The following is a 23,537-nucleotide window of genomic DNA, read 5'->3' as shown; positions in this document are numbered from 1 at the left end:
TCTATTAGAAAATTTCCATTAATTTATCCAGCTCATCCAGCGTCAAATCGTCGTCACCAAGATCACTCGGGGTCAGTTCCGTACCGTCTTGAGATAGGCAATGTTCAATGATTCTGAGAAGATGCGCTTTAAAGCTGTCACTGAATGTTTGTACTGTTTTTTCATGAAATTCAAGAGAATGATAGGCCAGTGACATCGTCAGTTTTCCGTTTTCGATATATCCGACAACATCCAGCGCATTCGGTTTTTCTGTTTCAGGGCTTAATGACTGTCCTGACGGCAGCTCTGATCTCGTAAACAAACCTGCATCCGACATTTCGTCAAACTGACCTAAATAGTTGAAGCTGACATCCGGCTGAATCGAGAACGCCACATCTTCTTTATGTTCCGGTGCCGTCAGATAGCGCAGAATACCGTATCCGACTCCCTTATTCGGCACATGTCTGATATCTTCTTTCATTTGCTTCAGCTGGTAGCCCAGATCATCCGCATGCTTCATATCGAGCACCATGGGGTACATACTTGTAAACCAGCCGACTGTGCGGGAAATGGTCAGGTCTTCTATGATTTCTTCACGTCCATGCCCCTCTAAATGAACACTTACTCGATCTTGACCCGTCCACTCCTTCATTGCCAATCCGAATGCCGTCAGCAAAATATCATTCATTTCTGTGTGATATGCCTCATGCACCTTTGTGGTGAGCTGTTCTGTCTCTTCAGCAGTCAGCGAGAATTCAATTGTCTTTGTATGTTTCATTCGCTGATCACCAGATTCGCGGTCTTTCGGAAGCTTTGCCGCAACAGCTTGTTCTTCAAGCTGTCTCCAATACTCTTTTTCTTTCAAAAAGGCTTTGGAGTTCGCGAAGTCTTGCAATCTCTCTGCATACTCTGCAAATGAATGTGTTTTCTGCGGGAGAACCGGTTCATTGCCTTGCTCAAGCTGTGTATATACTGCGGCGAAATCCTCCAGTAGAATCCGCCACGACACGCCGTCAACCACTAAGTGGTGAATGGCAAGCAGCAAGTGGTCTCCGTCTTCCGCTTGGAACAAGCCTGCTTTTAACAAGCCGCCTTCCTGCAAGTCGATGCTGCTTTGCAAACGCTCCGCTTCTCTCTCTATACGGTCTTCGTAATCTGCAGCTTGGCCCTCAATCTGAATGACCTCCAATTGAGCTGAAGCAGCTTCAAGACCTCTGTTGTATTGAATGACGTCTTCCTGTCCCTCACGATAGACCATGCGGAGCGCGTCATGATGCTCGATCAGCGCCTGCAATGTTTTCTCCACCCGTTCAGGGTCAAAGCCCTTCGCGGCGTGAAGCATCACCGATTGGTTCCAGTGGTGCTTGTTCGTGAAGTTCTTTTCAAAGAACCAGCGCTGGATCGGCGTCAGGATGACTTCGCCCTCCACCGGGCCTTGGTCTGCCTGTTTGCCTTCGGCACGCTCTACGTACTGGGTGAGCTCTTCGATCGTCGGATGCTGGAAGAGATCTTTCATTTCCAGCTTCCAGCCGTGCTGATTCAAGCGGCTCGCCATTTGAATTCCTTTGATGGAATCTCCGCCAAGCGAGAAGAAATTGTCGGTGACACCGACTTCAGACATTCCAAGCACGTCCTGCCAGATGCCGGCAAGCAGCTCTTCCATGTCGGTCGTCGGCGCTTTGTATTCTCCGCTTCCCGCTTCGATGTCCGGCTCAGGCAAGGCTTTGCGGTCGACTTTGCCGTTTGCCGTAACCGGAAGCTCGTTCAGCGTCACCCAGAACGCCGGGATCATGTAATCCGGCAGGGTTTCCTTCAGTGCTGATTTCAGTGCTTCTATGTTAGCTGTTTCCGGTGTGACATACGCCGCGATCGCTGTGTTGCCTCCTTTATCTTTGACAGCTGTCACCGCCGCATCCTGCACCTCAGAAAGCTGGGCGAGCTGGACTTCAATTTCTGAGAGCTCGATCCGGTAGCCGCGGACCTTGACCTGCTGGTCGATCCGGCCGATGTATTCGATGCCGCCGCCTGTCCACTTCACCAAATCGCCGGTGCGGTACATGCGCTCACCCGGCACAAACGGATCAGCGACAAACCGCTTCGCGGTTTCGTCTTCTCGATTCAGATAGCCGCGTGCCAGTCCGCGCCCCGCCACGCAAAGCTCTCCGGCTACGCCTTCCGGCTGCACCTGATTGCCCTCGCCGAGAATGTATACTCTCGTATTGGCAATGGCCCGTCCGATGGAAAGCGAGCCTTCCTCCGGATGGATTTCTGCGCTTGTGGCAACGACCGTGTTTTCTGTCGGCCCGTAGTTGTTGACGAGTGTGTACGGCTTTTTCACTGCGCGCTTCAGCTTGTCTCCTCCGGTCAAGAGGACGCGAAGTGATGTGTTCTCAAGCTCCATGAACTGTTCCGCAAGCTGTGTCGGCAGGAACGTGATCGTTACGCCGTTCGTTTCAAAATAATCGTTCAGGCGGACGATATCGAGGCGGATCGCTTCATCAATGACGTGAAGTTCGGCGCCGATTGTCCAGGTCGGGAACATCTCCCAAATGGAAGCGTCGAACCCGAAGCCCGCGTACTTCGCATTGCGGTCCTCCGCTGTCATGCTGAACGCGTCGTGGTGCCAGAAGCACAGGTTCACAAGCGCATGGTGCTCGACCATGACACCCTTCGGCTGTCCGGTCGTTCCAGACGTGTAAATCATGTACGCCAAGTTCTCCGCGGTTACAGCCGTCTCTGGATTTCCCTCGTCGTTTTCATCAAGCGGCAGGCTTAGAATCGTGCGGCTTCCGTCGAGAAGAATGACGTCTCCTGAGAAGCTATCCGGCACTGAAATGCCTTCCTGTTTCAAGAGGAGCTTCGCGCCGCTGTCCTGTAAAATATACTCAATCCGCTGATCCGGGTAGTCAGGATCAATCGGCACAAACGCCGCTCCGGCTTTCAAGACGCCGAGCACCGCGGCGGACATTTCAAGCGACGGCTTCGTGAGAACGCCGACGCGGTCATCCGGGCTGATGCCGCAGTCCATCAGAATCCGCGCGAGACGGTTTGCCTTCGCATTCAGCTCGCCGTACGTCCAAGACTGGCCGTTGTATGTGACAGCCGGGCGGTCTTTGTGGCGCTGGACAGTCTCTTCGAATAGCTGATGAACCGTTTTGTCTGTCGGCACAGGCAGCGCCTTGCCCTTCCATGCCTCAAGAAGCGCTTGCTTTTCTGTCTCTGTGACCAGTGACAGGCTGGAAAGCGGCTGGTTCGGGTTCCCAGTAACTGCATCTAAAAGCTCCATCCAATATTGCTTCCATCGTTCAATCGTTTCCTGCTTAAACAGAGCTGTATTGTATTCGAATACGAATGTAAGCCCTCCGTCGGTTTCGTCAACCGTCAGCGTGAGGTCAAACTTGGCTGTTTTCCGTTCAAACGGATGCGGCTCAAGCTGAATCCCTTTCATTGTTAAATCCTTTATATTCGCATTTTGCATTGAAAAAACTGCATCGAATAACGGGTTTCTGCTTGTGTCACGCTGAACTTGAACATTTCCGATCAAATCCTCAAGCGGGTAATCCTGCGCATCAAATGCGCTGAGTGCCGTTTCTTTCACTTCGTTAAGATAGTCAGCAAACGTCTTTTCACCCTTCGGATACGTGCGAAGCGCCAATGTATTGACGAACATTCCGATGACGCGGCTGACGTCCGCTTGAGATCGTCCGGCCACAGGTGAACCGACGATGATATCGTCTTGCCCGCTAAGTTTTGATAAAAATGCACTGTATGAAGCCAGAAGCACCATGTAAAGCGTGGAATCCGTTTCTTTTGCAAGCCTGCGCAGAGCATCAGCTTTGCCTGCTTCTAATGAAAATGCAATGCGGTCTCCCTCAAATGTTTGAACGGCAGGCCGACTGTAATCAGTCGGAAGCGTCAGCACCGGCAGCTCTCCGTCCAGCTCCTTCAGCCAATGCTCTTCTTGCTTCTTGTAAAGCTCAGACTGAATGAACTGCTGCTGCCACACGGCATAATCCTTATATTGAATACGGAGCGGCTCAAGGGTTTCTCCATCGTACAGCTTTGAAAGCTCCTCAATCAGCACACCGACAGATGCACCATCAGAAATAATATGATGCATATCGAACAGCAGCACATGCTCAGTGTCTGAATGCTTGATAAGCCCTATTCTGAACAGTGGAAGTTGGTCGATTTTGAAAGGCTTAATAAACTCAGAAACGATCCGCTCTGTCTCTTCTTCCGGGGCTTCGAAATAGGCTATCTCACACTCAGCCTTTTCCCAGATCCGCTGCACCGTTTCTCCATCTTTTATTTCAAACGTGGTTCTCAAGGCTTCATGACGCTGCATTAACTGCTGCATGACGCTGTTAAGCCTTTCAACATCAAGCTCACCTGTCAGGCGCAGAACCGCCGGCATGTTATAGCTCGTTTGCGCATCCTCAAGCTGCTGAAGCACGTACATCCGTTTTTGCGGTGAAGAAACAGGATACGTATCTTGTTTCTCTGCCGGGCTGATACTTGCGGCTGTCCCTTTTTCAGCAGAGGCAATCACCTGTGCCAAGCCCTCAACCGTCGGTGACTGGAAGAGATCCTTGAGTGACAGCTCAACGCCCAGTTCCTGATGAACCAAGGCAAGCATCTTCATGCCTGCTAATGAATGTCCGCCAATGTCAAAGAAGTGGTCATAAGCGCCGACTTGTTCTGCCTGAAGTACCTGTGCCCAAATGTCTGCGACTTTTTGTTCCGTTCCATTGCGTGGCGCAACATATGAAACACCTCTTGAAACGTTGGCATCAGGAATCGGCAGCGCTCTCCGGTCAATTTTTCCGTTCCCTGTCAGCGGCAGCTCGTCCATTTGGATAAACACCGCAGGAACCATATATGCCGGCAAGTCCTTCGCAGCATGCTCTCTCATCTCTTGTGATGAGATGTCTCCTTCTCCGACATAGTAAGCACACAACAGTTTATCTCCCGCTCCTTGATCAACGGCAAGCACAACACTTTCCTGAACACGATCATGGGTTTGCAGCTGATGTTCGATTTCTCCAAGCTCGATGCGCTGTCCGCGAATCTTCACCTGATGGTCGATTCGCCCGATAAATTCGATGTCGCCATTCGGCAGCCATCTCGCAAGGTCTCCCGTTTTATACATGCGTTCGCCGGATGTAAACGGATGGGGAACAAATTTCTCCTCAGTCAGTTCTGGACGGTTGTAATAGCCTTTCACGAGACCTTCGCCGCTGACGCAAAGCTCTCCGGCAATCCCGGCAGGCTGCACGTTTCCCGTACGGTCAAGAATGTATACTTCCGTATTGCTGACCGGTTTTCCAATCGGAACAGACAGCGTGTGCTCCTCCAATTCATCAACCGGATGATACGTCGCGAAAACCGTGCTTTCAGACGGTCCATACATGTGAAGGAGCTTGCCCTTTCCAACCGTTTGCAAAGCTTTTCTGACATGCTCAACCGAAGCCCGTTCCCCGCCAAACATAATCTTGCGAAGCGTTGACAAGCATGCCGGATTCAAGTCCACAAGCAAGTGGAACAAAGCGGTTGTAATCATGAGAATGCTGATGTTCTCCCGTTCAATGACGCGGGACAGGCGAGCCATGTCCAAAACGGTTTCCTTCGGTATCAGCACCAGCTTGGCTCCGTTTAACAAAGAGCCGAACATATCGAACATAAACGCGTCAAACACGTAATTGGAAAGACCGAGAATCGTATCCTGTTCTGTAATGCTGAGATAATTCGTTTCCTTTACCGTGCGGAGGATATTGGCATGTGTCACGATATTCCCCTTAGGTGTTCCAGTCGTTCCGGAAGTATACGTCAGGTTGGCCATTGCTGCAGAATCAAGAGGCAGTGCGAGATTTCGCGCATCGGCATGATAGCTTTCTTCCTCATCGGCTAGCACGATAACGCCCTTAAATTCCGCTTCTTCCGCCAAAGCCTTTAATTTCCTCTGAGTGAGAAGCACCTTTGCTCCGCTGTCACGGAAGAAATGCTGCATCCGCTGAATCGGATGTTCCGGATCGATCGGAACATAAGCCGAACCTGATTTTAATACTGCCAAGATCGACACAATCATATCAATTGACCGCTCGCATAAGACAGCCGCAGTTCTGCCTTCGCCAGCTCCAAGAGAAAGAATGCCGCGGGCTAAACGATTGGCCCGTTCATTCAGTTCACGATAAGTGAGTGATTCGCCTTCATATTGAAGCGCAGTGTGGTCTGGCGTATTCGCCGCTTGCTCCTCAAACAGCTGAACAATTGTTTTATCTTTCGGATAAGGTGTTCTGCCCGGGTTAAACTGCTGAATTTGCGAAGCGGCCTCCTCTTCAGAAAGAAGCTTATACTCAGAAATCGGCTTCTCTGGATCAGCCGCAGCATCTTCAAGCAAACGCGCAAAATGCGTAAGCAGCCTGTTTGCCGTGCTTTGTTTAAACAGCTTTGTGCTGTAATCCAAATCAAGCTCAATGCCTTCATCGGTTTCTCTCGCCTGCACGGTCAAATCAAATTTGGCAATCTTGAAATTGGTCTCATGAACAGACAAGGACAGATCGCCGACAGCCGGAATGCCCTCTGTCGCGTTTTGAAGGCTGAACATCGTGTCAAACAGCGGATGCCTGCTAACATCACGCGGGATGTTCAAATCTTCAACAAGCCACTCAAACGGATAGTCCTGATGAGAAAAGGCATTCAGCACCCGTTTGCGGACACGCGAGATCAATTGGGTAAACGTCTCATCTTGCTTCACCTCACTGCGAATCGCAAGCGTATTGACAAACATCCCGATAATGCCCTCTGTATCGGAGTGATTTCTGCCCGCTGACGGTGTCCCGACAATGATGTCATCCTGCCCCGTATACTTTGACAAAAGCGTATAGTAAGCGGACAGCATCACCATATATAAAGTGGCGCCGTTTTGTTCAGCCAAACGATTGAGGCGATCCTTTACCCCCGCATCCAGCTTGATTGACACCCGATCCCCTTCAAAGCTTTGAACAGGCGGTCTTGGGTAATCGGACAGAAGCTGAAGCACCGGGAGCTCGCCTGCAAAGACTTCCTTCCAATAAGCCTGGTCCTTCTTGTACCCTTCAGCAGCCTGTCTGCTTTGCCATACAGCGTAGTCCTTATACTGGAGACGAAGCTCAGGAAGCTGTTCGCCTTTATAAATGCGTGCTAACTCCTCCAGCATAATGCCAATGGATACACCGTCAGAAATCAAATGGTGCATGTCAAACAGCAGCATATGACGGTTCTCTTCAAGCCCCAGCAAACCGATTCTGAACAGCGGAGCTTTCGCCAAATCAAATGTCCGAACGAATGAAGCCATAATTGCCTCATCTGAGCGGCCGCCTCTTTCAATCATTTCGATGTTGAAATCAACGCTATCGTGAATGTTCTGTCTCGGCGTGCTGTTTTCAAGAACAAATGATGTTCTCAATGACTCGTGGCGTCGGATTAACCCCTGAAATGCGCGCTCCAGTTTTTGAATATCTAAAGGCCCTTCCAGAATTGCTGCTGCCGGCATGTTGTAGCCGACTCCCGCATCCTCGAACTGGCTGACGATATATGTTCGCTGCTGTGCCAGGGAAAGCGGGTAATGCTCCTGTTTTTCAGCAGGTTCAATCACCGCAAAAGCTTTGCTTTCTCTGTGATCAGCTTCCTCTGCAAGAGCCGCAATCGTCGGATGCTCAAACAAAAATTGAAGCGGAATCTCGATGCCTGTTTCCTTATGAATCTTTGTTAAAAGGGTCATGGCCTTCAATGAATGCCCGCCCGTTTCAAAGAAATTGTCAAAAATCCCCGCCTTCTCAACGTTCAGCACGTCCTGCCAAATGGCTGCGATTGCTTTTTCAGTCTCATTTCGCGGCGCTGTATAGGCAGTGCCGCTGACAGCCTTCACCTCTAGTGCAAACAGCTTGCGGCGGTCGACTTTGCCGCTTGGCGTAAGCGGAATTTCTGTCACTTCTGTAAAGTAAGCCGGCACCATATAGTCAGGAAGCTGTCTGGCCGCATGCTCCCTCAAGCCGGCTGGCGCAAATTCGCTTCCAGGCTTCTGCACAACATATGCGCAAACCTCAAGATTTCCCTGTTCGTCAGGGCGTGCCAAAACAACGGCTTTTGCAACGTCTGGCGCCTGCTGAATCACGGCTTCAATTTCCCCAAGCTCAATCCGGTATCCGCGGACTTTGACCTGGTCATCCTCTCTGCCTAAATATTCGATTGTTCCATCTGGAAGCCAGCGCACCACGTCCCCGGTCCGGTACATGCGATCGCCCGGCACGAATGGATCTTGTAAAAACTTCTCTTCCGTTAATTCAGGCAAATGCAAATAGCCTCGGCCCACACCGTCTCCCGCAATATAAAGCTCACCCGCCACGCCTTCAGGCTGCAGCCGGCCTTTTTGATCCAAAATATATAAGCGGTTATTCCCCAGCGCTTTCCCGATCGGCACATACGCTGATTGAACTGCATTCTCAGGGATAACCGGATGAACAGACGCGTCAACGCACGTTTCAGTCGGCCCGTACACATTAGTCAAACGCGGCGCTGTGCCGGCTTCTTTAAACAGCTTCAGCAGCTTGTCCGCAACAACAGATGACAGGCCTTCTCCTCCGATCAGCATGTGCTTCAGTTTTAGGCCTTCAAAATCGCCCGCTGCTGCCAGCATTTGCAAATGAGCCGGTGTTCCATCCGTCGCCTCAATGCTGTTTCTCCGATAATATGCAGTAAGGGCGGTCCCGTTCGTCACTGTTTTCTTCGGTACGATATAAAGGGTTTGTCCCAAAAGAAGCGACGCGAAGATCTGCTTCACTGACGCATCAAAGTGGAACGGCGCAAGCAATGCCATCCGCAGGGTTTGGCTGCCGCTTTGGTAAATCGTCTGCTGCAGAGATTCAACCAAATGATGAACCTGGCGATGCTCGATCATAACGCCTTTCGGACGTCCGGTTGTTCCCGATGTGTAAATAATGTAGGCAAGATTCCGCGCGTTTACATCAGCCTCCGTCATATCGTCTGCACCTTCCGCAATTGCCTGATCTAAGTCAATCAGCTCAGCATCGGCTTCAGGCGCTGCAACCTTCGATTCAGTCAGGATGAAGTCCGCCCCGCAGTCCTCCAAAATATATTGAATCCGCTCTGCAGGAAAACCCGGATCAATCGGCACATAGGCTCCGCCGGCTTTTAAAATTCCCATGATAGCTGTAATCATCCGTTCAGAACGTTCAATCAAAACCGCGACAGGACTGTCCGGGCCAACCCCTTTCTGTTTCAGCACATTGGCGATGCGTGCGGATTGTTCATGTAACGTTCGATAGGACAATGTACGATCTTCGAATACAACCGCTGGATGATCTGAAAGCTGCTCAGCCTTTTCTTGGAACAGTTCCGGGATCGTCATGTCCTTACGGTAGCTCACAGATTTACCGCCGGCCCTCGCAAGCAGCTTCTCTTTCTCCGCATCAGAAATCATCGTTAATTCATCAATGGTATGCTCTGGATGCGTTAACGCGTTCTCCAGCATGGTAATCATGCGCTCACAAATCATGTTGATTTCTTCACGAGAAAATAAATCAGTGCGGTAATCAAAATCTATGGTGAGTTTCCCAGTATCCCATCGATCCTTTACATGAATTGAGACATCATTTAATCCGCTGCCGCTGAAAATCGGCTCAGTCAAAAAGGCAAGATCCTCTTCTTTCTGCCACTGCATCACTTGATATTCAAGAGAAACAGTAAACAGCTTGGTCAGAGAGCTCTTTGTTTCACGCAAATCGTTGATCAGGAGATTATACGGGTACTTTTGGTGGCGGAGTGTCTTCATGAGATCCTTCATCCGGTCTTTGACAAATTCTAAAAACGCCTGCCCGCCGTCAATGTTTGTCCGAAGCGGAACCGTAGAAACAAACATGCCAAGCATCTGCTTCTCTTTCGCATTTGTCCGGTTGCCCATAAAGGTTCCCGTCACAACATCATTCTGGCCGCTGACCCTGTACAAGTAGGCGGCGAGCAACGATTGAAATACCGAAAGAACACTGACTTTATTCGCCTCACAAAACGACAGAATCTGCTGATGAAGCGCTTCAGGCACATCTTTAGAGAACCTCTCAGCATCTAAACTTCCTCCTGCGGAAGCATTCCGTTTCAGGGAAACAAGTTCAGGCACCGATTCAAATTGCTTGTTCCAAAACGCCTTGTCCTTTTCAAATCGCTTCGATTGAGCATAGTCCTGTTCAGATAAAACATGATCGATAAATGAATGCGAGATTCCTTCTTTTGCCTCTGAGCCGCTGGCTAATTCTAAATAAATGTGCATGATCGCATTCCCGAGAATATTCATGGAGATACCATCAGAAATCACGTGATGAACATTTGCGTAAAACCATACTTCATTTTCCTTTATGGTGAACAAGGAAAAACGGAACAAATCACAATCGTACAACGGCAAAGGTTTTTTCGTTTCCTCCCGGCTCCATTGTGAAATAAACTCTATCGCATTCGGATCTTCAGTAGTGTCAGTATGTTTTATATCAACAGGCCGATACTCGCTAATATATTGTACAGGCTCCCCGTTTTCATCTAGCCGCAACCGAAGGCGCATGGCGTCATTTCTGCGAATAAACTCTTGAATCGCCTGCTCAACAAGCACATAATCAATCGCATCAGCTGAAACCAGCTTACCAATCCCCGCAAGGTTTGAAATACTTGTGTGAGGATAGAATTTTTCTGTATACCAAATTCGTTTTTGTGCATCCGTTAAAGGATAAAAAGTTATTTCCATATTTTCATACCTCCCCTAGTCTTCATAAGCAGTGAACTTGTGCAGAGTATTTTCTCTTTTTTATCCATACCAGCTTTTAATTCTTATGAACTAACAACCGAAATAGCCCAAAGTACTACACTTAAAAAGCAGTGCTTCCAATCTGCCGCTATTAAAACAGGCTGCCATCAGTCAGCATTGCGGGGTTTAACACAAGCGGATAAAGACCGCAAGACTCTCACCCTAATAGGAAACAATTTTGGCTATTTATTCATTGTTTTCAATATTTTTTATCTTGCTACCGTTCACTTTAAATGAAAAAAATGTTTTTATCACCGAAAAATGGGTGAAAAGTTTCATGCGGGATGCCGAAAGATTCCAGTTTATTTACAGGGATATTTTTGCGGGATGCCGCAATCATTTCCACTAAACATTATTTACAGAAAAATAAAAATTTTTAAACCAAACTGCTGCGTTCAATCTTTTTTTATTGCTGAATGCAATTTACAATCTTTACATGACTATGTGTACCGCGCAAAAACCGAAAAAAAGGCAAAAAAAAAGACACCCTTGCGAAGAGCGTCTTACAACGATTCTTTCATGACATTTTTGTCGATATCAATCAATTCCATATAGCCTTTCCCCCACTCATACATGGCTTCAAGAATAGGCATGAGGCTTTCTCCATGCGGGGTCAGAGAATATTCAACCTTCGGCGGGACAACCGGATACACTTCCCTGTGAACAATCATATCCTGCTCAAGCTCTCTCAGCTGATTCACGAGGATCTTCTGCGTAATATCAGGAATCAATGTTTTTAATTCATTGAACCGTTTTGTGCCTTCTTTTCCTAAATGCCATAAAATGAGCATTTTCCATTTACCGCCAATCACTGCAAGCGTTAATTCCTTCTCACAATTAAACCTTTTGTCGTCCATCCGGCTCAATAGAATCCCCCCTTAGTAACCTTTTTGTATGTTAGATACGTATCATCACTTACTTACTTTTTTGCAGACTCTTTTTTCATTATACTCACTCATAAAATCAAGCGAAAGAAATCTGATTGCCTCTCCTCACAGTATCCTCCAAGTAACTTGTTGACTTCAAAGTGCCTACTTCTCAACAAAAGAGGGAACCTATAGAATGAACAATAATTCGAAAAAGGGAGTGGATCAACAATGGAATTACAGCTTGCATTAGACCTCGTCAACATCCCGGAAGCCATTGAGCTTGTCAAAGAGGTAGAACAATACATCGACGTAGTTGAAATCGGAACACCGGTCGTCATTAATGAAGGCCTAAGAGCCGTTAAAGAAATAAAAGAAGCATTTCCTCAATTGAAGGTTCTTGCAGACCTGAAAATCATGGATGCCGGAGGCTACGAAATTATGAAAGCGTCGGAAGCAGGCGCTGACATCATCACCGTTTTAGGAGCTACAGACGACGCAACGATTAAAGGCGCAGTAGAAGAAGCCAAAAAACAAAAGAAGAAAATCTTAGTGGACATGATTAACGTGAAAGATATCGAGTCCCGTGCGCAAGAAATTGACGCACTCGGTGTTGACTACATCTGCGTCCACACTGGCTATGATCTTCAAGCAGAGGGCAAGAACTCTTTCGAAGAATTAACGACAATCAAAAACACCGTAAAAAACGCAAAAACCGCAATCGCGGGCGGCATCAAACTTGATACACTGCCAGAAGTGATCCAGCAAAAGCCTGACCTTGTCATTGTCGGAGGCGGAATTACAAGCGCAGCTGATAAGGCGGAAACAGCTTCAAAAATGAAGCAGCTGATTGTCCAAGGATAACTCCGATGAAAACGACTGAATACGTAGCGGAAATTCTCAATGAGTTACACCGTTCAGCAGCTTATATTTCTAATGAAGAGGCTGACCAGCTTGCCGATCACATTCTTTCATCCCACCAAATTTTCACTGCGGGTGCGGGGCGGTCTGGCCTGATGGCAAAATCCTTCGCGATGAGATTGATGCACATGGGCTTCAACGCCCATATAGTAGGTGAGATTCTCACTCCGCCGCTCGGCGAAGGAGATCTAGTTATTATCGGCTCAGGATCAGGCGAGACAAAGAGCTTGATTGATACCGCAGCAAAAGCAAAAAGCTTACACGGAATTGTTGCCGCTTTAACCATCAATCCGGAATCAAGCATCGGAAAACAAGCGGACCTCATCATCAGAATGCCTGGTTCTCCTAAAGACCAGTCAAACGGAAACTATAAAACCATTCAGCCAATGGGATCATTATTTGAACAAACTTTGCTGCTCTTCTATGATGCAGTGATTTTAAAACTCATGGAGAAAAAAGGTCTCGATTCTGAAACTATGTTCACTCACCACGCAAACCTTGAATAGCATCACACAACCGGCCTGAAGATCAGGCCGGTTTTATTTTTTCTAAAATAAAACTTTAAACCCAAAAACCCGATAAGTAATATGACCTGCAAATCGTAAAGGGAGGAATTATGTTGATAAAACGATTTAAGATGAAGCTAGGAACTAAAATTCTTTGCCTCGTTTTCGTGGTGATTCTTTTGTTTTCGGCATCAGTTGGCACTGTGATGCTTAAGGAAATTACAGAAAGCTTGAAACAAATGGCAACTGAAAAAGCGAAAGGTGATCTCGCTTTAAGCAGCACTTATATTGATGATGTCATGTCAGGCGACTGGCAGGTGAAAAACAATAAGCTCTATAAAGGGCAAACACAAATCAATGGAAATGAAGATATTGTTGATCTGCTTGGCGAAAAAACAGGTGATACCATTACCATTTTCCAAGGCGATACTCGTGTTGCAACCAATGTCATGAAAAATGGCGAAAGAGCTGTCGGCACCCAGGCTTCTTCTGAAGTTATTGCCGCTGTTTTAAAGAAAGGAAAGCGTTTTTACGGACAAGCAGATGTAGCAGGTTCTTCTTATCAGACTGCATACATGCCGTTAAAAGATCAAAATGGGAACATCATCGGCATGCTGTATACCGGAGCTAATCAAAGTATTTTAGCATCACTTACACAATCACTTTTCACTCAATTCGCTATCGTTCTTGTTATCGTCATTATGGTATCAGTCATCCTTGTCTTGGTTTTCACCAGAAAAATCAACAAGCGGCTGAACGCTTTAAAAAGTGCCTTTGAAAGTGCCGGAAACGGAGATATGACAATAGAGGTGTCAGACAAAACCGGTGACGAGCTATCAGAACTAAGCGTCTATTATAATAAGATGAGAATGAAGCTGAACGATACCATACAAACCGTACAACAATCAGCCCTTCAGCTTGCGTCAGCCTCTCAGCAGCTCTCAGCCGGAGCAGAGGAAACAAATCAAGCTTCAGAAAAAATCACAGAAGCTGTACAGCAGATTGCAAATGGAGCCCAAGATCAGATCACCCGAATTGAAAACAGTGAAAGCTCATTAAAACAAGCTTCAGCAGACATCCGGGATATTTCTGCAAATACTGCCGCTATCGCTGACAAAGGGCAGCTCGCTCAATCAAAAGCAGACATTGGGCAAAAGGAAATTGCAAATGTACAGGCGCAAATGGATGCGATCCACCAGTCAATTCAGAAAAGCGGAGAAATCATACACCAGTTAGACGGCCGCTCTAAACAAATTGAGCAAATTTTATCGGTCATCACCCAAATTGCCGATCAGACAAACCTGCTTGCGCTGAATGCAGCGATTGAAGCTGCCAGAGCCGGTGAACAAGGAAAAGGCTTTGCTGTTGTTGCTGATGAAGTACGGAAATTAGCAGAAGAGTCTCAACAGTCTGCGGGACAGATTTCAAAACTGATCATAGAAATACAAAATGATATGAACCGGTCTGCAAGATCTGTTGAGCATGTGAAAACAGAAGCTGCAGAAGGAGTCACCATGATCCAGCGCACCAGAGATGCATTTAAGGAAATTGCAGCTGCAACAGGTGAAATCAGTGCCGAGATTAGTGATTTATCAGCATCTGTAACAAACATTTCAGCCAGTGCACATCAAATAAATGATTCCTTTGCAGCCAATACGGCCGACATTAAAGAATCTACTAAAAATACCCGGCAAGCGGCTGCATTAACAGAGGAGCAATTTGCTGCAATGGAGGAGATTACCGCAGCTTCTGAAACACTTTCTCAATTAGCTGAGGAGCTTACCGGTATCATAAGCCAATTTAAAATGATTAATCAAGCCGAAAACGGCTGATGACTTACTATCATTATTGTAAATTGGCAATCGTATTTTGCTGAAAACAAATATTTCGATCTGCTAAAATTACGATTTCTGCAATAAACTGAGCGTAAAACATAAAATTTAAACCTTTACACCAAATGCTTTCTGGATTACTCTTGTGTCAGTTTTAAAATCGGGAGGTGAACATCACGACGGACATCATAAAAACGATACTTCTCGTCATCGTCATCATAGCAGCTGCAGCTGTCGGTCTGATAAAAGGAGACTTTTTTTCAACTGATCAAAAAACGTCTCAAACGAAAGAATATGATGAAACAATCGCCTTCCCATCTGACCGGTATCCCGAAACTGCCAAGCATATTAAGGATGCGATAAATGAGGGACACTCAGAGGTGTGCACTATTGACAGAGACGGAGCTGAGGAACGCCGCGAGCAATCATTAAAGGACGTACCTTCCAAAAAGGGGTATGACAGAGATGAATGGCCAATGGCCATGTGCAAAGAAGGCGGTGAGGGAGCTTCTGTAGAATACATTTCTCCCGCTGACAACCGCGGAGCAGGCTCTTGGGTCGGGCATCAGCTTACCGATTACCCAGACGGCACAAAGGTTTTATTCACAATTCAGTAAACAGTACATAGAGGAGGAACAGCACATTGATCAAATCATGGAAGCCGCAAGAACTTTCGATTTCATATCATCAATTTACTGTATTTCAAAAGGATTCTACACCTCCTGTAATGGATTGGACTGACGAAGCGATTGAAAAAGGATATGCTGCGGCAGACGGAGCCATTTCCTTTGAGGCACAGCGAAATACAAAGGCCTTTATTCTTTTGCGCCTGAACAGTTCAGAAACAGTAAACTCCTACGAAACAAAAGTGACTGTTCCTTTTCATGTCACAGAAAACGGAATTCATATTGAAAGCATCATGTCTAAAAGACTGTCCTTTGATCTGCCTAAAGGAGACTATCAATTGACATGCTGGACTGTGCCGGCTGAAATGTCAGATTTGCACGCCGACACTTATATTATTGATGCTGTTTCTGTGTAATGAAAAACCCCTGAGAGAATAACTCTCAGGGACTCTTTATAAACTTTCTCCGTTTGTCTTGATGACATCTTGATACCAATAAAAGCTTTTTTTCTTCAAGCGTTTTAAATCGTATGTGCTTTCTTCATCACGATTGACATATACAAATCCGTATCTTTTTTGGTAGCCGTTCAGCCAGCTTAACAGATCAGTAAACGACCAGCTGCAATAGCCGATTAAATCGACACCGTCACTGATGGCTTGTCTGCATTGCTCAAGATGCGAACGCAAATAATCAATTCGATAATCATCCTGTACAGTGCCGTCCTCAACTTTATCAAATTCACCCAAACCGTTCTCTGTTATAAACACTGGAAGCTGATAGCGGCTTGTAATTCGGCGAAGACCGATACGCAGCCCAATTGGGTCAATTGTCCAATCCCAGTTGCTCGTTGTCAGATACGGATTTTTTTTCGTTTTGAACACTCCGGGTATCCCCGTCTCCTGATTGGTTCCCTTTTGGCCTGTCGTATTCATTTTCCCTTCAGACACACCATCAAGCGGATTTCGTTCATAGGTGATCGTCTGATAATAATTGACACCTACAAAATCAGGCTTCCCTTTGGCAAGCAGCTCCATATCTCCTGCTTCGATTGTCGGCGCCCATCCCTGTTTTTCCAAGTAGCGGAATGGAATTTGCGGGTAGGTTCCCCAGCAATACATGTCAAGCCACCAATTGTTCATAAATTCTTCGGCGTTTTCAAATGCCAGTATATCCTCTGGATGGCTTGATAAAGGGTAAGCCGGAGAATAAGCAAAGCTAGGACCTATTTTGCCTTCAGGCACATATTCTCTAAATGATTCGATGGCTTTTGCATTAGCCAGAAACGCAATATGGTTTGCTTCGTAAAATCGTTTTCTGTCTTTCACTCCAGGCGGATGCATGGCTGTAATAAATCCGTGATTAAAATTGTAGTTCTGTTCATTTAACGTAACCCAATATTTCACCCTGTCTCCAAAACGTTTATAAAGAGTAATACAGTAGTGATTAAAATCCTCTATGATGTTTCTGGATTCAAACCCGCCGTATTCGTCCATAAGCGCTTGAGGCAAATCCCAGTGATATAAAGTCAGAACCGGCTCGATGTGATGAGAAAGCAATTCATCAATCAGACTATCGTAAAACGCTAGACCTGCTTCATTGATCTCTCCTTTTCCTTTTGGAAAAACCCGTGGCCAGCTGACGGAAAATCGATATGCTTTTAACCCCATCTCAGCCATCAGAGCGACATCTTCTTTAAATCGGTGATAATGGTCAACCGCAATGTCGCCATTGGTTTCTTTAAACGTTTTGCCCGGTATTTTCGTAAACACATCCCAAACAGAAGGGCCTTTGCCATCTTCATTCCAAGCGCCTTCAATCTGGTACGCGGCAGAAGCAGAGCCCCACAAAAAATGTTTCGGAAAAGATTCTGGATGCTGGTGGATCATAGTGTTTATCACTCCTGAATTATTTGATAAACCTATCATAGGCTATGAAACGCGTTTCATATCAACTTGAAGTTAGTCGCGGAACAGCTCAGCTAATATTTTTTCTCTTTGTCCAAGAAAATATCGTGTTAATTGAACATGCTCTGTATTCTCATATTCAATATGATGTATTCTTCCACCATCAAAGCTTAAAATATTAGCATTGGGATAGCCCAGTAGGATTGGGGAGTGAGTCGCAATAATCATCTGTACATTTCCGCCCTTCACCAAATCATGTATAACTCTCAAAAAAGCTAATTGTCTAGCTGGAGAAAGTGCTGCTTCTGGCTCATCTAAAAGGTAAATCGCTTTCTCTTTAAAACGATGACGGAATAGAGACATAAAGGACTCTCCATGTGATTGATTGTGTAGCGGCCTCCCTCCATAGGAACGGTATGGCTGAGGAGCATCTAGTTCCATCTCATCCAGATGAAGAGAAAGATGATAAAACGATTCAGCCCTTAAGAAGAAGCCATTTGTTACCTTTGGAAGCCAAGATAAACGTATATAATCTCCTAAATGGGAATCTGACTCCCGTAATTCATAGACATTATTTCGGCTTCCGCCCGCTGTATTGAATTCACACTTATCTGCTATCGCTTCAAGCAAAGTAGATTTTCCAGATCCATTTTCCCCCACAAAAAAAGTCACTTGGCTAGTAAATAAGATGTCATTTAATTGACTTATAGCCGGGATAGTAAAAGGAAATCTGTCAAAGTCCAAAATCTTATCTCGAAGAAGAGTAACCTTTTTTAAAAACATAGCATCTCCTTTCTATACTCAGTTAAATAATATATTGAGAAAGATCTTCTGCATCCATAAAAACATAGCCCATCCTAGTATTCCAACACATAATGCAAACCAAAACGGCACATGAATTTTCAGCAAAAAAGCCAAAATAGCTAGTAAACAAACTGTAGCTGGGATTCCTGTAAGCACACCAGATGCAAATTGACTTAATTGAGCTGTTTTTTCACCTTGTATTTGCATCCAAAAAAGGCTTAATAAACTGACCAAGGGCAAAGCAGCAATGATGCCGCCATAGGTCGGATGTCTTTTTGATATTTCAGTAACAAAACCGATAATCAACGCAGAGATGATTACTTTACTTAAAACTGCCATTGTTTAGCTTCCCTACTTAAAAGTTCAAATGCCTGTTCAAGTAATTTCTTTTCTGATGTGCTCATTCGTTCAATTATTTCTTTTAATTTCTCTTTATCTAGCTGTGTATGCTGTTCAAGAACAGATCTTCCTTCTTGTGTTAAGAAAACTAAAACTTTTCGTTCATCCTGTTGACTTCGCCGTTTAGCTATAAATCCCTTTTGAATCAAACGTTTAGTATGCTCTGACGCTGTATTGTGAGAGACAGACAAGTATTCAGCCAAAGCTCCTATTGTCGCCTCACCTTGCTTTTCAATATGCTGCATAATCCGTATTGCCTGGTGAGAAATATTATCTTTATGTTGATAATGTAATAAATAATAAATATCTGTCCACTGCTGATTAAGTTTAGAGATTAAATCCATTTCCATCATTATACACCCCATTTATATCTTATTATAAGATATAATCAACAAAAGCGATATATTTTTCCAGAAAATTCATTCAGTAACTTTTAACAATAAAAAAGCACCCAATTCCAATTGGATGCTTACCATTTTAATGTCTTTTTTCAAATTTATGCGGATGAGGATGGTGCTTTGGAACAAAGCCGTTTTGTTTCATCATTTCAAAGTGTTTGTCCAAGTGATTTTTGATGTGTTCTCCTCTTTCTTTAGGCAGGACACCATATTGTACATACTTTGAGATCACGTCTTTGCGCTTTTTAAGAATCTCTGCTTCCAGTTGTTCAATCTCTTTCTTTTGCTGATCTGTCAGTGTAACATTTGCGGGAGGCTGCTGCTGTTTTTCAACGGCCTCAGCTGTACCGGTCAGAGAAATGACAGCCGCTGCAATGAACATTGTGATGATGTTGATGGTTATTCGTTTCATCCAGTTTATTCCTCCAATCCTATTTTTCATATGTTTTGCTGCCTTGTATTTTTTATGCATAAAAATCAAAAGAGCGAACCATTATTCGCTCTTTCTAATCTCTTCGTCAGCATTAAGTTCTTCTTCACCTGGTGTCGAATAAGTGACATACGTTCCCGCGATTAAATCATGCAGGGTCCGTTTGTCTTCTCGTACGGCAATCAGAATCAGGCTGGCGATCAAGCCGAGTCCGAAGGTTATACCGTAAAACAGGCCGGCTACAATAACCCGTAAAAACATTGTTAACAGGCTGACTTGTGATCCGTCTTTTTTTACGATTCTGATTCCGCAGATTCTTTTTCCGATAAGGTATCCGCTCCAAAACACCGGCAGCAAAATAGAGTACAGCAGAACAACCAAACTGATGAACATGCTGTCATTCGGGTCTTTTCCTGTAATCAGCCAATAGATCAGCAAAAGAGGCACGGAGACTATAATGTAGTCTAACAATGCAGCTCCAAGTCTGATCCAAAATCCGGCTGGTTTGTAAATGTTCATTTGACTCCCCCATTATGGTTTAAATGTTTCCGTTTTCTTTCTCATCGAATATATCATATGCCTTAGGGGCATCAGCAAGACTTTAATTTATTCTGAAGATCGATTTCATGCTTCTTGACCATTTCTTACGGTATTGGCATAGATGAATGACGGATCACCTGCATCCTTCACGTCCACATGTGTTTCCTTGGTACGTCTGGCATTCATCCTTGGACAACTCCTTTTTTCATCACCTCTTCCCTTCATAGACGCTTTTAAACACCCATCCATGCCTTTTGTATACACAATTCGAACTTTTTGAAAACGCGATCAACATATTGCAACCCCTTATGTTCAATGCTATCTTTTTAGTTGATTAACAGATTGGGGGAACTATAGGTGAAATCATTCATGCATTCCAAAGCCGTTATATTCAGTTTCACAATGGCTTTCTTTCTTATATTGGCAGCCTGTTCCGGCAAAAATGAAGCCGATTCCAAGGATACAGGCTGGGAGCAGATTAAGGATAAAGGGAAAATCGTAGTCGCTACATCAGGTACGCTCTATCCCACTTCTTATCACGATACTGACTCTGGCTCTGATAAGCTGACGGGCTACGAGGTTGAAGTTGTTCGTGAAGCGGCAAAACGCTTGGGGCTGAAGGTTGAGTTCAAGGAGATGGGCATTGACGGGATGCTGACAGCGGTGAACAGCGGACAGGTTGACGCAGCCGCGAATGACATCGATGTGACGAAGGACCGTGAGGAGAAGTTCGCATTTTCCACTCCATATAAATATTCATACGGCACGGCAATTGTCCGAAAAGACGATTTATCAGGGATTAAAACGCTCAAGGATTTAAAAGGGAAGAAAGCGGCTGGCGCGGCTACAACCGTCTACATGGAGGTCGCGAGAAAATACGGCGCCAAAGAAGTGATTTATGATAATGCGACGAATGAGCAATATTTAAAAGATGTTGCCAACGGACGCACTGACGTCATTTTAAACGACTATTACCTGCAGACACTTGCGCTCGCGGCATTCCCGGATCTCAACATTACAATTCATCCTGACATCAAGTACATGCCGAACAAACAGGCCCTTGTCATGAAAAAAAGCAATGCGGCACTTCAGAAAAAGATGAACGAAGCATTGAAAGAGATGAGCAAGGATGGCTCTTTGACTAAACTGTCGAAACAATTCTTCAATAAAGCAGATGTATCAAAAAAAATTGATGCCGACGTTCAGGACGTTGATTTGTAATCGGACGCCATGATCAATAGCATTCAATGGGAATATATTTTCAACACGAAGCTGGCTATTGAATCGTTCCCTTATGTCATAAAAGGCATTGGGTATACACTGCTCATCTCTTTTGTAAGCATGTTTGCGGGAACTGTGATCGGCCTGTTCATATCACTCGCCAGAATGTCTAAGCTTGCTTTGTTAAGATGGCCGGCGAAGCTCTATATCTCATTTATGCGGGGCGTTCCGATTTTGGTGATTTTGTTTATCCTTTATTTCGGGTTTCCTTATATCGGCATTGAATTTTCCGCTGTCACGGCTGCTTTAATCGGCTTTAGCCTAAACAGCGCCGCCTACATTGCGGAAATTAACCGTTCAGCCATTTCATCCGTCGAAAAAGGACAGTGGGAAGCCGCATCCTCGCTGGGTCTTTCCTATTGGCAGACGATGAGGGGCATCATTTTTCCGCAATCGATACGTATTGCGCTGCCTCCGCTTGCCAATGTATTGCTCGACTTAATCAAGGCGTCCTCTCTCGCTGCGATGATTACAGTGCCGGAATTGCTCCAGCATGCGAAAATCATCGGGGGCAGAGAGTTTGATTATATGACCATGTATATTCTGACCGCTCTCATTTATTGGGCCATCTGCTCCATTGCCGCGGTCTTTCAGAATATCCTTGAGAAAAAATACGCTCATTATGTTTAAACAAACGTTTCATTAAAAAAAGCCGCTCCCCATGGGACGGCTTTTTTTCTATTGATTCAGCTTCCATTTAAACGGGTCCTCAAACAGCGACCAGTCGGAATCAAATTCATACTCAGTCAGCAGGCATTGATCAAGCTCTTTCGTGATCGTTTCTTCATCCAGGTCAGTTCCGATAAAAACTAGCTGCGTTAGGCGGTCGCCGAACTCCGGGTCCCACTCCTCCAGGATTTCCGGCTCCTGCTGTTTGACTTGCTCCTGCTCAAGCTTCGGCAGTGCCGCCACCCAATAAGATACAGGCTCAATCGTAACCGACGGACCTGCTTGCGACATCAGTAAAGCAAGGTTGTTATGAGATGCGCACCAGACGATTCCTTTGGCCCGAACCATGTTCTTTGGCATTTGATCCAACCAACGGTAAAATCGTGTAGAATGAAACGGCAAACGTCTCTTATATACAAATGAAGAGATACCGTATTCTTCTGTTTCCGGGGTGTGTTCCGCATGGCCTGCCGTCAGCTCTTGAATCCAGCCGGCCGATCCGCTCGCTTCCTCGAAGTTAAATAACCCTGTATGCAAAATCTCCTGCGGTTTTACATTTCCTTTGACGGAACGAATGAACCTGGCTCTTGGCTGCAGTTTACGAAGAACGTTTTCAAGCTGTTCGAGCTCTTGCTCGCTGACCAAATCACATTTATTTAAGATCAGTACATCGCAAAACTCAATTTGATCGATCAAGAGGTCGGCGATTTCTCTTTCATCCTTTTCCCCCAATGCTTCTTTGCGGTCCAGAAGGCTTTCGCCTGACTGATAATCATGCCAAAAACGGTTGGCATCAACAACCGTCACCATCGTATCCAGCTGACAGAATTTTGTAAGATCGATTCCCATCTCTTCATCGATATAAGAGAAAGTCTGGGCCACCGGGATCGGTTCGCTGATTCCTGTCGATTCGATGACGATATAATCAAACCGTCCGTCTTTTGCCAGCTTCTCAACTTCAATTAATAAGTCTTCGCGAAGCGTGCAGCAAATGCAGCCGTTTGACATTTCCACAAGCTTTTCATCTGTTCTGGAAAGGCCCCCTTCCTGCTTAACCAAGCCCGCGTCAATGTTCACCTCGCTCATATCGTTTACGATAACCGCTATTTTCAAGCCTTCGCGATTTTGCAGAATGCTGTTCAGCAATGTTGTTTTTCCCGCACCTAGATAACCGCTCAGTACGGTAACCGGAATTTTTTTCATAACAGTGCCTCCATTAAAATAGAATGATTACGATTTAAATTGTATACTTCGCCATATGTACAATGGTGTAGAGCAGCTTTTCGCGCTCATTTCTCGCTGCCACCCGATTTCTAAATCAGTAAAGGCTCCAACCGCGTTTAATCCTTTTCCCCATCGCAAATCCCTGCCCCTTGCCGACATTCGGAAAACCGCAGCTTGCATAAAGCAATCGCTCCACTTGCGTTGCTGAACCGATGGAAAGCGCAAATATCTCATCAGAAAGTAGCTTGGGTTTCGTTTCCAGTTTTCAAGAGACGCTTCATGGGGCAAGATCCTTAGCCTTTCCGCTTT

Annotated in this window: 17 protein-coding genes and 1 pseudogene; 7 read left to right on the top strand and 11 right to left on the bottom strand. The window is 45.6% G+C overall.

Annotated features, from left to right (window positions below; genetic code table 11):
* Positions 1-4: 4 nt before the first annotated feature.
* Positions 5-10,768: a surfactin non-ribosomal peptide synthetase SrfAA gene (gene srfAA / locus MKY50_RS02105; RefSeq protein ID WP_341116087.1), complete on the bottom strand. Its 10,764-nt coding sequence runs from the start codon at positions 10,766-10,768 to the stop codon at positions 5-7.
* A 563-nt stretch (positions 10,769-11,331) separates the two neighbouring features.
* Entirely contained in the window at positions 11,332-11,694 is a 363-nt protein-coding gene (gene hxlR / locus MKY50_RS02100) for a transcriptional activator HxlR (protein ID WP_003246265.1), read from the bottom strand.
* 231 nt (positions 11,695-11,925) lie between these two features.
* Between hxlR and hxlA the strand changes: the two genes are divergently transcribed.
* The 5 genes from hxlA to nin all read left to right on the top strand — a co-directional run bounded on the left by hxlA (position 11,926) and on the right by nin (position 15,995).
* Positions 11,926-12,558: a 3-hexulose-6-phosphate synthase gene (gene hxlA, locus MKY50_RS02095; protein ID WP_032724921.1), complete on the top strand. Its 633-nt coding sequence runs from the start codon at positions 11,926-11,928 to the stop codon at positions 12,556-12,558.
* 5 nt (positions 12,559-12,563) lie between these two features.
* The gene (hxlB, locus tag MKY50_RS02090; protein WP_213420222.1) at positions 12,564-13,121 is read left to right on the top strand and encodes a 6-phospho-3-hexuloisomerase; all 558 of its coding nucleotides are present in this window, start codon (positions 12,564-12,566) and stop codon (positions 13,119-13,121) included.
* A gap of 110 nt (positions 13,122-13,231) precedes the next feature.
* Positions 13,232-14,953, top strand: a complete 1,722-nt coding sequence (tlpC, locus tag MKY50_RS02085) for a methyl-accepting chemotaxis protein TlpC (RefSeq protein WP_341116085.1) — start codon at positions 13,232-13,234, stop codon at positions 14,951-14,953.
* A 167-nt stretch (positions 14,954-15,120) separates the two neighbouring features.
* The gene (nucA, locus tag MKY50_RS02080; protein ID WP_003234608.1) at positions 15,121-15,570 is read left to right on the top strand and encodes a DNA-entry nuclease; all 450 of its coding nucleotides are present in this window, start codon (positions 15,121-15,123) and stop codon (positions 15,568-15,570) included.
* 26 nt (positions 15,571-15,596) lie between these two features.
* Positions 15,597-15,995, top strand: a complete 399-nt coding sequence (gene nin / locus MKY50_RS02075; protein WP_015252845.1) for a DNA-entry nuclease inhibitor — start codon at positions 15,597-15,599, stop codon at positions 15,993-15,995.
* 36 nt (positions 15,996-16,031) lie between these two features.
* On the opposite strand, the gene bglC is transcribed toward nin, so the two are convergent.
* From bglC to MKY50_RS02040, 7 genes and pseudogenes are all read right to left on the bottom strand, one after another.
* Complete coding sequence (gene bglC, locus MKY50_RS02070) at positions 16,032-17,465, bottom strand: 6-phospho-beta-glucosidase (protein WP_341116084.1); 1,434 nt, start codon at positions 17,463-17,465, stop codon at positions 16,032-16,034.
* Between the two features lie 72 nt (positions 17,466-17,537).
* Complete coding sequence (locus MKY50_RS02065) at positions 17,538-18,266, bottom strand: AAA family ATPase (RefSeq protein WP_021481826.1); 729 nt, start codon at positions 18,264-18,266, stop codon at positions 17,538-17,540.
* A gap of 18 nt (positions 18,267-18,284) precedes the next feature.
* Complete coding sequence (locus MKY50_RS02060; RefSeq protein ID WP_032724911.1) at positions 18,285-18,626, bottom strand: DUF3147 family protein; 342 nt, start codon at positions 18,624-18,626, stop codon at positions 18,285-18,287.
* Positions 18,614-19,036, bottom strand: a complete 423-nt coding sequence (locus tag MKY50_RS02055; RefSeq protein ID WP_170939093.1) for a MarR family winged helix-turn-helix transcriptional regulator — start codon at positions 19,034-19,036, stop codon at positions 18,614-18,616. The genes MKY50_RS02060 and MKY50_RS02055 overlap by 13 nt, the downstream gene beginning before the upstream one ends.
* A gap of 127 nt (positions 19,037-19,163) precedes the next feature.
* Positions 19,164-19,496, bottom strand: coding sequence for a YckD family protein (locus MKY50_RS02050; protein WP_032724908.1), 333 nt, complete (start codon positions 19,494-19,496; stop codon positions 19,164-19,166).
* 81 nt (positions 19,497-19,577) lie between these two features.
* Complete coding sequence (locus tag MKY50_RS02045) at positions 19,578-20,033, bottom strand: RDD family protein (RefSeq protein WP_341116082.1); 456 nt, start codon at positions 20,031-20,033, stop codon at positions 19,578-19,580.
* Between the two features lie 19 nt (positions 20,034-20,052).
* Positions 20,053-20,250, bottom strand: a pseudogene (locus tag MKY50_RS02040) (formaldehyde dehydrogenase).
* Positions 20,251-20,411: 161 nt separating this feature from the next.
* Here MKY50_RS02040 and MKY50_RS02035 point away from each other — a divergent pair.
* Together MKY50_RS02035 and MKY50_RS02030 are read left to right on the top strand one after the other, a co-directional pair.
* Positions 20,412-21,275, top strand: a complete 864-nt coding sequence (locus MKY50_RS02035) for a transporter substrate-binding domain-containing protein (protein ID WP_009966510.1) — start codon at positions 20,412-20,414, stop codon at positions 21,273-21,275.
* 9 nt (positions 21,276-21,284) lie between these two features.
* The gene (locus MKY50_RS02030) at positions 21,285-21,965 is read left to right on the top strand and encodes an amino acid ABC transporter permease (RefSeq protein ID WP_341116080.1); all 681 of its coding nucleotides are present in this window, start codon (positions 21,285-21,287) and stop codon (positions 21,963-21,965) included.
* A 48-nt stretch (positions 21,966-22,013) separates the two neighbouring features.
* Here MKY50_RS02030 and zinU read toward each other — a convergent pair whose 3' ends face one another.
* Entirely contained in the window at positions 22,014-23,207 is a 1,194-nt protein-coding gene (gene zinU / locus MKY50_RS02025; protein WP_341116079.1) for a zinc metallochaperone ZinU, read from the bottom strand.
* Positions 23,208-23,234: 27 nt separating this feature from the next.
* The gene (locus tag MKY50_RS02020; RefSeq protein WP_250634951.1) at positions 23,235-23,408 is read right to left on the bottom strand and encodes a hypothetical protein; all 174 of its coding nucleotides are present in this window, start codon (positions 23,406-23,408) and stop codon (positions 23,235-23,237) included.
* Positions 23,409-23,537 lie beyond the last annotated feature (129 nt).

The sequence above is a fragment of the Bacillus sp. FSL R7-0685 genome, from assembly GCF_038002425.1.
In the GTDB taxonomy this organism is placed as follows: Bacteria; Bacillota; Bacilli; order Bacillales; family Bacillaceae; genus Bacillus; species Bacillus subtilis.
Note: the sequence above shows the minus strand (reverse complement) of the source record. Positions and strands in the feature narration are given on the sequence as shown.

Excerpts from the sequence above, each read along its gene's own strand:
- srfAA (WP_341116087.1), bottom strand. The coding sequence starts at position 10,768 with ATGGAAATAACTTTTTATCCTTTAACGGATGCACAAAAACGAATTTGG.
- hxlA (WP_032724921.1), top strand. The coding sequence starts at position 11,926 with ATGGAATTACAGCTTGCATTAGACCTCGTCAACATCCCGGAAGCCATT.
- hxlB (WP_213420222.1), top strand. The coding sequence starts at position 12,564 with ATGAAAACGACTGAATACGTAGCGGAAATTCTCAATGAGTTACACCGT.
- tlpC (WP_341116085.1), top strand. The coding sequence starts at position 13,232 with ATGTTGATAAAACGATTTAAGATGAAGCTAGGAACTAAAATTCTTTGC.
- bglC (WP_341116084.1), bottom strand. The coding sequence starts at position 17,465 with ATGATCCACCAGCATCCAGAATCTTTTCCGAAACATTTTTTGTGGGGC.
- MKY50_RS02065 (WP_021481826.1), bottom strand. The coding sequence starts at position 18,266 with ATGTTTTTAAAAAAGGTTACTCTTCTTCGAGATAAGATTTTGGACTTT.
- MKY50_RS02060 (WP_032724911.1), bottom strand. The coding sequence starts at position 18,626 with ATGGCAGTTTTAAGTAAAGTAATCATCTCTGCGTTGATTATCGGTTTT.
- MKY50_RS02055 (WP_170939093.1), bottom strand. The coding sequence starts at position 19,036 with ATGGAAATGGATTTAATCTCTAAACTTAATCAGCAGTGGACAGATATT.
- MKY50_RS02050 (WP_032724908.1), bottom strand. The coding sequence starts at position 19,496 with ATGAAACGAATAACCATCAACATCATCACAATGTTCATTGCAGCGGCT.
- MKY50_RS02045 (WP_341116082.1), bottom strand. The coding sequence starts at position 20,033 with ATGAACATTTACAAACCAGCCGGATTTTGGATCAGACTTGGAGCTGCA.
- MKY50_RS02030 (WP_341116080.1), top strand. The coding sequence starts at position 21,285 with ATGATCAATAGCATTCAATGGGAATATATTTTCAACACGAAGCTGGCT.
- zinU (WP_341116079.1), bottom strand. The coding sequence starts at position 23,207 with ATGAAAAAAATTCCGGTTACCGTACTGAGCGGTTATCTAGGTGCGGGA.
- MKY50_RS02020 (WP_250634951.1), bottom strand. The coding sequence starts at position 23,408 with ATGCAAGCTGCGGTTTTCCGAATGTCGGCAAGGGGCAGGGATTTGCGA.